The sequence below is a fragment of the Cupriavidus sp. D384 genome (genome assembly GCF_001652915.1).
Lineage (GTDB): Bacteria > Pseudomonadota > Gammaproteobacteria > Burkholderiales > Burkholderiaceae > Cupriavidus.
Genome location: NZ_BBQI01000052.1, coordinates 23,969 through 35,597, shown reverse-complemented (window position 1 = coordinate 35,597; position 11,629 = coordinate 23,969). Strand labels below are relative to the sequence as shown.

The 11,629-nt window shown below is 64.7% G+C and carries 8 protein-coding genes; 7 read left to right on the top strand and 1 reads right to left on the bottom strand.

Annotated elements, in window-relative coordinates; translation table 11 throughout:
- Positions 1 to 5,607 (bottom strand): hemagglutinin repeat-containing protein (locus A9J21_RS13900; RefSeq protein ID WP_156545878.1); only part of this gene is annotated, 5,607 nt, incomplete at its 3' end.
- A 435-nt stretch (positions 5,608 to 6,042) separates the two neighbouring features.
- Here A9J21_RS13900 and napE point away from each other — a divergent pair.
- From napE to ccmB, 7 genes are all read left to right on the top strand, one after another.
- On the top strand, positions 6,043 to 6,207 hold the full coding sequence (napE, locus tag A9J21_RS13895) for a periplasmic nitrate reductase, NapE protein (protein ID WP_066736517.1): 165 nt from the start codon (positions 6,043 to 6,045) through the stop codon (positions 6,205 to 6,207).
- Between the two features lie 96 nt (positions 6,208 to 6,303).
- A complete protein-coding gene (locus A9J21_RS13890) occupies positions 6,304 to 6,630 on the top strand; it encodes a chaperone NapD (protein ID WP_066736514.1) in 327 nt (108 codons plus the stop codon).
- Entirely contained in the window at positions 6,611 to 9,106 is a 2,496-nt protein-coding gene (gene napA, locus A9J21_RS13885) for a periplasmic nitrate reductase subunit alpha (RefSeq protein ID WP_066736512.1), read from the top strand. Before A9J21_RS13890 ends, napA begins: the two co-directional genes overlap by 20 nt.
- Positions 9,107 to 9,128: 22 nt before the next feature.
- Positions 9,129 to 9,677 (top strand): nitrate reductase cytochrome c-type subunit, encoded by a 549-nt coding sequence (locus A9J21_RS13880; protein WP_066736510.1) that lies wholly within the window; start codon positions 9,129 to 9,131, stop codon positions 9,675 to 9,677.
- A gap of 33 nt (positions 9,678 to 9,710) precedes the next feature.
- Complete coding sequence (locus A9J21_RS13875) at positions 9,711 to 10,298, top strand: NapC/NirT family cytochrome c (protein ID WP_066736523.1); 588 nt, start codon at positions 9,711 to 9,713, stop codon at positions 10,296 to 10,298.
- A 4-nt stretch (positions 10,299 to 10,302) separates the two neighbouring features.
- On the top strand, positions 10,303 to 10,950 hold the full coding sequence (ccmA, locus tag A9J21_RS13870; protein ID WP_066736508.1) for a cytochrome c biogenesis heme-transporting ATPase CcmA: 648 nt from the start codon (positions 10,303 to 10,305) through the stop codon (positions 10,948 to 10,950).
- Positions 10,947 to 11,615 (top strand): heme exporter protein CcmB, encoded by a 669-nt coding sequence (gene ccmB / locus A9J21_RS13865; RefSeq protein ID WP_066736505.1) that lies wholly within the window; start codon positions 10,947 to 10,949, stop codon positions 11,613 to 11,615. Before ccmA ends, ccmB begins: the two co-directional genes overlap by 4 nt.
- Positions 11,616 to 11,629: the final 14 nt, after the last annotated feature.

Sequence of the window (11,629 nt, the reverse complement as noted above, 5' to 3'; positions counted from 1 at the left end):
GATGATGTCGAGGTTGCCGGCCGTCTTGTTGCCATCGGCATCCACGCCCGTGGCGATGAAGGTTGCCGTACCGCCCGCCTGCACCTTCGATCCGGTGTGCGTGGTGCGGTCCTGCGTGAAGGTGCTCTTGCTCTTGCTGGTGCCGAAGGACAGCGTCACCGCCGTGCCTGCCGGCCCCTTGCCATCGGCCAGGCTCTTCATGGCGTCGCCTGCACCCATCGCCGCGTCATACGCGTCGCGGCCGGCCGCAATGCCCCACAACGCCGACGCACGGCCGTCCTGGCTCTTGCTTGCCGAACTGATCTTCTGGCCCGCGTTGATCGCCGAGCCAATGGCACCGCCGCTCACGCCCAGCGTGAAGCCGGTCTGCTTGAACTCGTGGGTTTCGTCGTGGTGCTGGCGATTTCGTGCGGCCTCGATCCGGACGTCGGCGCCGATCCCCGTGACGTCCTGCGTGGCGATCAGGTTGCTCCCCCTGACGGTCAGCGTGCTGCCCGCCCGCAGGTTCACGCTGCCGTCGGTACTGCCCACAAGGCTGCCGGCCTGCGTCACCGCGCTGTCGTTGACGGTGTCCTTCTGCTCGCGCTTGCCATACGAGATGCCGCCGCCGGTCGCACCGAATCCGGTCTTTTTCTCCCGGCGATAGCTGTGCGCGGACGATGTTGTCTCCGTGGTCGTGATGTCCAGATTGCGTATCGCCGCCAGGCTCACGTCGCCCGTGCCGGCGACAGTACTGCCAGCCACCTCGAGATCGCGGCCGGCGTTCATGGCCAACGTTTCGGCCGAGAACGTGCTGCCCAGCGCTTCCGTCCGGGACGACGCATCGATCGTGTGCGTCGAACTGGACGACAGAAGTCCTGAGGACTTCGTGTAGTGCTCGTCACGCACCGACGCAACCGCCTTGCCCGCTCGGATATGAATGTCCCGGCCTGCGTCAATGCCGAGGGCGCCGCCGGCACTCACATCGGCAGCCGTCGCGATGACATCCTGCCCCGCCACCATCACGGTATTGCCGCCCGTCTGGATCCGGGAGCCGACCTGTGCGCCGCGCGACAAACCGTACCGGTTCCTGGCATCGATCTCGCCCCGCTCCACCTGCTCTACCGTGACCGCGCCCAGGCGAAGGTCGCGCTCCGCGCTCAGCCCGAGATCGCCCGTCGTCTCGATGCTTGCCGCCGTGACGTCAATATCCCGACCGGCGACAAGCGTCGCGTTCTCCGCGATGACAGACGCCACGCCTGCCAACTGAGTAGAGCTTCCGCTGGCGCTGACGCCCGTCGCCGTGGTGGAAGTCAGTTTGATATCTCGTCCAGCCTCGGCTATCACCGTGTTGCCACGCAGCGTGCCGGCCACATTGTCGATGTCCTGATCGGCCTTCAGTGCCAACGCGCCTCCGCGCAGCACCCCGCCGTCATTGCGAATGTTCTTCGCCCCCACGAACGCAAGCGTTCGTCCGGAGATCGTGCCGGTATTGGTCACATCGCCACTTGTTTCGATTGCCACCGTATTGGCTGCGATGAGCGCGCCGTCGGCCTTCAGTTCGCCCACGCGCGAGACCAGGTACACCTGCGGTACCAGTACCTGCCTTGTGCTGCCATCGGGCAGCGTGACAGCCTTCTCGACCAGCCACACCATGTCGGCAGTCAGCTGCGCCATCTGCGCGGCAGACAACTCTGTGCCAATGCCAAGCTGGAACTTCTCGGCAAAGCCGATGCCCGCCTCCATCAGCGCCATGTACTGTGCCGAGTTATCCGTGTAGTCGCCCACAAAGCGTTGGCCGGTGGCCAGCATCACGGCATCCGCAACCAGACGCGCCTCATAGAAGCCATCGCCAAGACGCTTGAGCACGCGCTGCGGATCCTGTCCCAGGCGGGTCAGCATGTAGTCGCTGGACATCCACGCATGCTGATCGGTGAAGCGTGGATCGGTTTCGATCAAATAGTGTTGTTCCGGCGCCGGGTTCAAGTGGAACAGCGCATTGTCGGGCATGGCCAGCGCGGGAGTAACCTGCCGGATCGTGCTGTCTTTCAGTTGGCCCGGCAATTCGCGCAATTCGGGAACGCCCCCGACCGGCCCTGCCGTCTGCCCTGGCGCATTGCCGCTGCGAGCGATCGTGCCGAGTTCGTGCTCGGTGTGCGCGGCGGCTAGCTTCACCGGCACAGGGATGGCGACCGGATCGAGCGTATAGGTGTCATAGACGCGCTTGTCTCCCTTGCCGAAGCCACCTTTCTTGACGCGCGTCCACTGGCGCGTACCAGTGATCGTGTCAATGCGCGTCGCATCGTGATCGAAGTTGCCGACCGGCGCCGCGGTTGCCAGCTTTCCACCAACCAGGATCTGGCTCTTGTCGTTGATCAGTTGGCCGTCGAGCACGGCGTTACCACCCACCAGTATCCTGCCGGGATCGGTGGTCGCCACCACTTCTTCCTGGCGGCGCGTGGTGGTCCGCTGGATGTAGAACTCCTTGACGACACGGGCATTGAAGTCCGCATTGAACGCCCGGATCCTGTCGTTCAACGCCAGATAGGCAGGTTTGTTCGCGGCGTACCAGGCCTCGTAAGCGGCCATCTCCTCCGCCGCGCCGGGCTGGCAAGCCGGTTGGCCGCCAATGCCGCATGGCGTCGGCCTGGGCGGCGGGGCCTCCGGCCGCGGCAGCCCAAAATTGCTCCAGATGGCATCGTCGGGCCCGTACACGAATGTTTCGGGCAGATTGCGCCCGTACCCGGAGCCGCCGTGTGTCACGGGGTAGTACGCCAGCCCCACTGGACGCGACATGCCTGCGCGATAGCCGCCGATTCCAGGCTGGCCGTCCGGGTTGCGCGACCAGTCGAATGGCGGCCCGAACGTCTCGAACGGATAGGTGGCCGACGGCAGTACCAGCATGACGTAGTCGTCCTCGCCCATGAACTCGGGACGGGAACCCGGCGCCCAACTACCGTTGTTGACGTGATAGAACACCACGCTGTCGGCGGGTATGTCCTCGGTCGAGCCATTGAGCCGGTAGGTCAGCAACGAACTGCTGCCGCCGTCGACACGCGTCGTGCTGAAATGGTTGTTCAGGTTGCTGGCGATTGCCGCACTGATGTTGGCATCACCTGCCACGTCGATCAGTGCCGAGGCATTGGTCAAGCTTCGTGCCTGCCCAGTGGCGTTGCCTTCCCAATCGAGTTCGCCTCCGACATGCAGATCCCGTGACGAATAGATCAGTGCGTGCTCGCGGTTGACGATCTTCGCCGCACCCAGATGAATGTCGCCGGTGCGCGAGGCGATTACGCCGCCGTTTCCTGTGGCGTCATCCGCATCGTTGACAATGCGTTCGCCCGCGCCGATGGCCACGCTGTCGCCAAAGATGCGATCGACGTTGGTGACGGTGGACTCAGCCTCCAGACGCACGGTGCCGCCATCGATCAGGCCCGCGTTGTGGATCGATGCGCCACTTTCGATGTCCAGAGCGCCGCCCGCTGCTATCGTGCCGGCGTTGACGACGTCGCCCCCGGTTCGCAACGACAGGTCTCGGCCGGCACTCAGCACACCGGTATTCGTGAAGTCATCAATCAGCGCAATACTGACGTCTTTCCGCGACCGCACCTTGCCGTCGCCGCTCAGATGGCGGCCGGCCACAGCGACGACTTCGTTGGATGCGATCAAACCTCTCGTATTCGTGGTGTCCGCGACTTCGACCTCCACCACGCCATCCGCCGTGATTTCGCCGCCAGTGTTGTCGAGGCGCATGCCAGCTACCGCCAGCCCGCTGCCGGCACGCAGTGCGCCGCCGGCATTGTCGACAACGTCGGCGACGACCTGCAGCCATCCCCCTTCCATGCCGAGTGGCGCGGCTTCCGTTCCGTCCAGGGTGTGCTGGTTGATGACACGGTCGGCCTCCACGTCCAGCCGGCCGGCCGCATGCATGAAGCCTGCGGTGTTATCCAGAGTGCTTCCGATCCTGAGCGTGGCATCGCCGGTGGTCCCCAGTTGCCCACCGGTATTGCGTAGCGCATTGGCCGCCACCGATAACGCCCCCCCCGCCACAAGCACGCCCTGCCGGTTGTCCAGCGTGGCGGTGGCAAGGCTGATGCCTCCGGCACCCGAGATCGTGCCCAGATGATTGGTGAGCGCACCGCTCGATATGCCCACATTGCCGGTGGCGGCAGCCCTTCCGCCAGTGTTGTCAAACGCCCCGCCCGCCGCGATATTCACATCGCGTGCTTCGAGATGGGAATGGCGATGATCGATGTCCTCGGTGGCGGACAGAGTCGCGGTTTCCTGCGCCACCACCGTGCCACCCTGCAGATTCAACGCCCGCGCCGCCAGGCGGGCATTCGCGCCGGCAAGCATGCTGCCATCCGATTCGATCCGGTCGGCCGCCACGAGATCGATCTGGCCAGCCTGGGTGACACGTGCATCGGCATCCAAGCCTGCACCGACTGTGCCGTGGTTGACGATACGATCCGCGCGCACCAGCACATCGTGGCCCGCAGCCAGGGTTCCGGTGTTCGACAGTCCGCCCGCCGCAACCGCCTGGAGCCGCCCCTGCGTGTTGACGGCACCGGCGTTGTCGACGTTGGCACCGGAGATCGTGGTGTTTCCGGCAGCCTGCACCCGCGCGCCGGCGACGATGCGCACATCACCATTGGCATCCAGCACGATGTCGCCACTGCTTGACGCAATGGTGCCGCCAAGGTTGAAGCCCAGCCCCTTCTCAGTTCCGACCAGCCGAACCGCCCCACCATGCATCGCGCCTAGGGTCGAGGCATCGATGGCAAACGCTGGCGTGTCGCCGCCATCAGCAGCACCCGTCAACGCCATCGTCGCAAGGTCCGCGTACTGGACGCGGTTGGCGCCTGCAACGATGTTGAGGCTATCGGTCCACAGCGCGGCATTGACTGCAATCGATCGTGCCAGCAGCTCCACCTGTGCCTGCGGACTCGCAAGCCCCTCGCCGTCAATGGCGATACGACCCCCATTCACACCGAAAGCCGTCAAGCTGCCGTCGGTGCCATACAGCGCCCGGCCGGTGGAGAGCGTGAAGCGATCCGCCTGGATCGTTCCGCATCCCGCACAAGTGATACCGGCGGGATTTACCACCACCAGCGATGCCCGATGTCCCGCAATCTCCTGCATCCCCAGCAATTGCGATGGATTGGGTGCAGTCACCTGCTGCACGATCGTTCCGGCGTACTGGTTGCCCAGCTGCATGTTGCCCTGCACCCAGCCCGCCAGCCGGGTCTGGCTGGCTTGTCCGGAGTTATTGATAACCACCCCGGGCTGTCCGACGTTGTACTGCGTGAAGTTGTTGATGCTGGTGCCACCGGCCCGGTTCGGCGGCGCGATGTTGATCACCGGCGTGCCGTTGGCAGCCGTGCCCACGTAGGGCCTTGGGCCGGCCGCGGCCGTGTCCACCTGAATTGGCAACGTCTGGGCCTGCAATGGCACGCCAGCCGCCGCCGCGGTCAACCCGGTGAGCCAGAGCGCCGCCACGAGTCCCCGGCCTCCGCAAGCGCCTTGCCTGGCAGAGCCGTTCTTGCATCGGCCTGACGCCGACTCCCTCACTGCTACCGTCATCCCGCGTGCTGGGTTGAAAACCAGCCGGTACAGATTTCTGTTCATTCCGTTCCCCAGTGGATGGCTTGTCCAGCCGGGTGGGCAACGCGTCACCCGGCGCAGCAATGCGCCAGAGACTATTCAGACGGAATCAGCTGGTCTATCGGCGTAAATTTAAATGCATGACGCAAGCGAACATCCGCAGAACATTCATCAACCTGGAAATGCCAGCGGAAAGATCGCTTCCATGTGCCATGCAATGCACAAGATCGGCACCCCCTTTCTTCTTGAATTTATTCATTACTGAATCGAATATTTTCATATCACGTTATGATGCCATGTCTCCGCGTTGCTCCGCGATGGCCACTGTCCCGTTTGCGGCGACCCCGTCTACTTCTGTCATGCGGGTGCATGTCTTGACACCTCGCATCGCCGTTCCTTTAATAAGTTACGCATAACCGGATTCACGTCCGGCAGGCCAGTTCATAAGCCGAGGGGAATATGGATTCAGGCAGCGTTGACGATCCGCAGCGCAAGAAGGAAGAAACGCGCAGTTTTCTGTTTCTGACTGCCGTGATGGTGCCGGTACTGTCCGTCATCATCGTGGCCGGCTATGGCTTCATTGTCTGGATGAGCCAGCTGATCAGCGGACCGCCCAAGCATTGACCGGCAGTGCGCCGGTAGAAAAAGCGCGGATTGGCCCAAGGGCCAATTGCCAAAAGAAGGAAAACCTGCAAAAGCAGTCTTGTCAGGGGAATACGCATGCCTGGAAGACCTTCTATCCCCATTCATCCGGTTGCCTCGGATGACGAATGGCATATCGCCGGCATCATGGTGTTTGCCCATCCCGCCAGCCTGGAGCGCGTGCGCCACGCCATCGGCGCGATGACGGGCGCCGAGATCCACGCCGCCAGTGACACGGGCAAGCTCGTGGTCACCGTGGAAGCTCCCACCTCGCAGGCCATCGTGGCCCAGCTCACCTGCCTGCACCAGCTGGAGGGAGTGATCTCCGCCACGCTCGTCTACCAGCACAACGAAGACGCCGCAGCCATGTACGAGGAGCTCTCCGATGCCAGTCACGCGTCGTGAATTCATCAAGCAGACCGCCATCGCGGCCACCGCATCGGTAGCCGGCGTCACATTGCCTGGCGAAGCCGCCAACTTTGTCACGGACAGCGAAGTCACCAAACTGAAATGGTCGAAGGCGCCATGCCGGTTCTGTGGCACCGGCTGCGGGGTCACGGTGGCCGTGCGCGACAACAAGGTGGTAGCCACGCAAGGCGACCCCCAGTGCGAGGTCAACAAGGGGCTGAACTGCGTCAAGGGCTACTTCCTGTCGAAGATCATGTACGGGCAGGACAGGCTTACCAAGCCGCTGCTGCGCATGAAGAATGGAAAGTACGACAAGAACGGCGATTTCGCGCCGGTCAGCTGGGATCGCGCGTTCGACGAGATGGAACAGCAGTTCAAGCGCGTACTCAAGGAAAAGGGCCCTACGGCCGTGGGCATGTTTGGCTCCGGGCAATGGACGATCTGGGAAGGCTACGCCGCGTCCAAGCTGATGAAGGCAGGCTTCCGGTCGAACAACATCGACCCGAACGCGCGCCACTGCATGGCGTCGGCCGTCACGGGGTTCATGCGCACCTTCGGCATGGACGAGCCAATGGGCTGCTACGACGACTTCGAGAACGCCGACGCCTTCGTGCTATGGGGCTCGAACATGGCCGAGATGCACCCGATCCTGTGGACCCGCATCACCGACCGCCGCCTGAGCCACCCCAAGACCCGCGTGGCGGTGCTGTCCACGTTCACGCACCGGTCGTTCGACCTGGCCGACCTGCCGATCATCTTCACCCCGCAGACCGACCTGGCGATGCTGAACTACATCGCCAATCACATCATCCAGACCAACCGGGTGAACAAGGATTTCGTCAACAAGCACACGGTTTTCAAGGAAGGCGTGACCGATATCGGCTATGGCCTGCGGCCGGACAACCCGCTGCAGAAGGCCGCCAAGAACGCCGGCAACCCCACCGACGCCAAGCCGATCACGTTCGACGAGTTCGCGAAATTCGTCTCCAAGTACGACGCCAATTACGTAAGCAAGCTGTCCGGCGTGCCCAAGGACAAGCTCCAGCAGCTGGCCGAACTCTATGCCGACCCGAACGTCAAGGTCATGTCGCTGTGGACCATGGGCTTCAACCAGCACACGCGCGGCACGTGGGTCAACAACATGGTCTACAACGTCCATTTGCTGACCGGCAAGATCGCCACGCCCGGCAACAGCCCGTTCTCGCTGACGGGTCAGCCCTCCGCCTGCGGCACCGCGCGCGAAGTGGGCACGTTCTCGCACCGGCTGCCGGCCGACATGGTGGTGACCAATCCCAAGCACCGCGAGGAAGCCGAGCGGATCTGGAAGCTGCCGGCCGGCACGATCCCGGACAAGGTGGGCTATCACGCCGTGCTGCAGAACCGCATGCTCAAGGACGGCAAGCTCAACGCGTACTGGGTGCAGGTCAACAACAACATGCAGGCCGCCGCCAACATGATGCAGGAGGGCTTGCCCGGCTATCGCAACCCCGACAACTTCATCGTCGTCTCCGACGTCTACCCCACCGTCACCGCGCTGTCGGCCGACCTGATCCTGCCCAGCGCCATGTGGGTGGAAAAGGAAGGCGCCTACGGCAATGCCGAGCGCCGCACCCAGTTCTGGCACCAGCTGGTGGACGCGCCGGGCGACGCGCGCTCCGACCTGTGGCAGCTGATGGAATTCTCCAAGCGCTTCAAGGTGGAGGATGTCTGGCCGGCAGACCTGATCGCCAAACAGCCCGATGTGCGCGGCAAGACGCTGTTCGACGTGCTCTACCGCAACGGCAACGTCGACAAGTTCCCGATCAAGGAAGTCAGCAGCGAGTACCACAACGCCGAGGCCAAGGCCTTCGGGTTCTATGTGCAGAAGGGCCTGTTCGAGGAGTACGCGGGTTTTGGCCGCGGCCACGGCCACGACCTGGCGCCGTTCGATGCCTACCACGAGGCACGCGGCCTGCGCTGGCCCGTGGTCAACGGCAAGGAAACGCGCTGGCGCTACCGCGAGGGCAGCGACCCGTATGTGAAGGCCGGCACGGGCTTCCAGTTCTATGGCAACCCGGACGGCAAGGCGGTGATCTTCGCCCTGCCATACGAGCCACCGGCCGAGTCGCCCGACAAGGAATACCCGTTCTGGCTGGCAACCGGACGCGTGCTCGAACACTGGCACTCCGGCTCGATGACGCGCCGCGTGCCGGAGCTGTATCGCGCATTCCCGAACGCGGTCTGCTTCATGCATCCCGAAGACGCCAGGGCCATGGGCCTGCGGCGCGGCGTGGAGGTAGAGGTGGTGTCACGGCGCGGGCGCATGCGCACCCGTATCGAAACACGCGGCCGCGATACCCCGCCGCGCGGCCTGGTCTTCGTGCCCTGGTTCGACGCCAGCCAGCTCATCAACAAGGTCACGCTCGATGCCACCTGCCCGATCTCGCTGCAGACCGACTTCAAGAAGTGCGCGGTCAAGATCGTGAAGGTATGACAGACGCCATGAAGGAGACGCCATGAAGCCGAGCCGATCCTGGACAGCCCTGCTCGCGTTCGGTGCCTGGGTGCTGATTGCGGTGTTCACGCTGCTGGTGCCGCCGGCCGGCGCGCAGGGCCTGGTCGACGCCATGCGCGGCCCCACGCCCGTCGCCGACGAAACCAAGGCGCCGCTGCTGTATCCCACCGAAAACAAGGACATCCGCCGCACGCGCAACTACACCATGCAGCCGCCGACGATCCCCCACAAGATCGACGGCTACCAGCTGGACCGCGACTTCAACCGCTGCATGTTCTGCCACGCGCGCACCAGGACGGAGGAAACCGGCGCGATTCCGGTCAGCATCACGCACTACATGGACCGCGACAACAACGTGCTGGCCGAAGTCTCCCCCCGGCGCTACTTCTGCACGCAATGCCATGTGCCGCAGGCCGATGCCAAGCCGCTGGTGAACAACACGTTCGTCGATGTCGAGTCGATGCTCAAGCGCGGCGGCGGCGAGAAAGGCACCACAGGCACCAAGGCCAAGGCTGGCAGCGCGAAGGCCGACACCAGCAGCACCAAATAGCCGGACCGACCGGGGCATGCGATGACGGGCAGAATCTGGGATCTCATCAAGCGCTACTGGCGCACGATCAATCGGCCCAGCGCGTATTTCAGCCTGGGCTTCCTGACAGTAGGCGGCTTTATCGCCGGCGTGCTGTTCTGGGGCGCATTCAACACGGCGCTGGAGCTGACCAATACCGAGCAGTTCTGCACCGGCTGCCACGAGATGCGCGACAACGTCTACCAGGAGCTGCAGGGCACCATCCACTTCACCAACCGCAGCGGCGTGCGCGCCAAATGCTCGGACTGCCACGTGCCGCATAACTGGACCAGCAAGATGGCGCGCAAGATGCAGGCGTCCAAGGAGGTCTGGGCCAAGATTTTCGGCACGGTGGACACGCGCGAGAAATTTCAGGCCCATCGGCTGGAACTGGCCCAGCACGAATGGGCGCGCTTCAAGGCCAACGATTCGCTCGAATGCCGCAACTGCCACGACTACCAGTCGATGGACTTCACCCGCCAGAGCCCGCGCGCCCAGGCCATGCACTCCACGTACCTGGCCGACAAGGAAAAGACCTGCATCGATTGCCACAAGGGCATCGCGCACCGGCTGCCCGACGTTGCCAAGGCCGGGGAACAGTGACGCCATGGCCGCTACGGTGCTGGAGGCCGGCAACCTGACCGTCCGGCGCATGGGCCGGGCCATCTTCCGCGATGTGGACGTGGCGCTGTCCCCGGGCGGCCTGCTGCAGGTCATCGGCCCCAATGGCGCCGGCAAGACCAGCCTGCTGCGCGTGCTCAGCAGCCTGCTGCAGCCAGCCACCGGGCGTCTGGCGTGGCGCGGCCGCACCGTGCGCCCCGGTGACCCCGAATACCTGGCCAACCTGGCCTATGTGGGCCACACCAACGGCATCGACGCCGATCTCAGTGCCGCCGAAAACCTGTCCTTTGCCGCGCGCATGGCCGGGCTCCGGCCCGGCGCCGACGCGCTGCGCCAGGCGCTGGGGCGGCTGGGCCTGGACGCCGTGGCCGGCAAGGCCGTTCGTACCCTCTCGCAAGGCCAGCGCCGGCGCGTGTCGCTGGCACGCCTGGCATTGGCGCCGCGCGAACTGTGGCTGCTCGATGAACCGCTGACGTCCGTGGACGATGCCGCCGCCGCGCGCTTCCTGGCGTTACTGGACGGGCATCTCGCGCAGGGCGGCATGGCGGTCATCGCCACGCACCAGTTGCTGCCGGTGACCGGTGCGGACGGCAGCGTGCTGGAACTGGGCGCCTGTGGCGCGCGTGCTGCATGATCGGCGCGCTGCGCGCCGTGGTGGCGCACGACCTGTCCATCGCGTGGCGGCGGCGCAGCAGCCTGCTGGCAAGCGTGGTGTTCTTCGTCATCGTGTCGAGCCTGTTTCCGCTTGCCATCGGCCCCGACCCGCAGCAGTTGCGCGCGCTGGCGCCGGGCATTCTCTGGGTGGCTGCGCTGCTGGCCTCGATGCTGTCGTTGTCGCGCCTGTTCGCGCAGGAATACGCCGATGGCAGCCTGGACCAGCTGCTGCTGTCGCCACATCCGCTGGCGCTGCTGGTGCTGGGCAAGATCTGCGCGCACTGGCTGACCAGCGGGTTGCCGCTGCTGGTCCTGACCCCGCTGCTGGCCCAGCAATACAGCCTGCCTGCCGGTGCCACGCTACTGCTGTCGGCGTCGCTGCTGGTCGGCACGCCGGCACTGAGCCTGATTGGCGCGGTGGGCGCCGCACTGACGCTGGGCGTGCGCGGCGGTGCCGTGCTGCTGTGCATCCTGGTGCTGCCGCTGTCCATCCCCGTGCTGGTGTTTGGCGCCAGTGCGGGCGCGGCCGCCGATGCGGGGCTCGACGTGGCGCCGCATTTCTCGCTGCTGGGCGCCTGCCTGGCGTTATCGCTGCTGGTCTGCCCGCTGGCGGCCGCAGCCGGCCTGCGGATTGCGATGGAATGACGTATGCGATGGAG

What these genes read in the sequence shown, in the direction of transcription:
- napE (WP_066736517.1), top strand. Translation starts at nt 6,043, where the DNA reads ATGGATTCAGGCAGCGTTGACGATCCGCAGCGCAAGAAGGAAGAAACG.
- A9J21_RS13890 (WP_066736514.1), top strand. Translation starts at nt 6,304, where the DNA reads ATGCCTGGAAGACCTTCTATCCCCATTCATCCGGTTGCCTCGGATGAC.
- napA (WP_066736512.1), top strand. Translation starts at nt 6,611, where the DNA reads ATGCCAGTCACGCGTCGTGAATTCATCAAGCAGACCGCCATCGCGGCC.
- A9J21_RS13880 (WP_066736510.1), top strand. Translation starts at nt 9,129, where the DNA reads ATGAAGCCGAGCCGATCCTGGACAGCCCTGCTCGCGTTCGGTGCCTGG.
- ccmA (WP_066736508.1), top strand. Translation starts at nt 10,303, where the DNA reads ATGGCCGCTACGGTGCTGGAGGCCGGCAACCTGACCGTCCGGCGCATG.
- ccmB (WP_066736505.1), top strand. Translation starts at nt 10,947, where the DNA reads ATGATCGGCGCGCTGCGCGCCGTGGTGGCGCACGACCTGTCCATCGCG.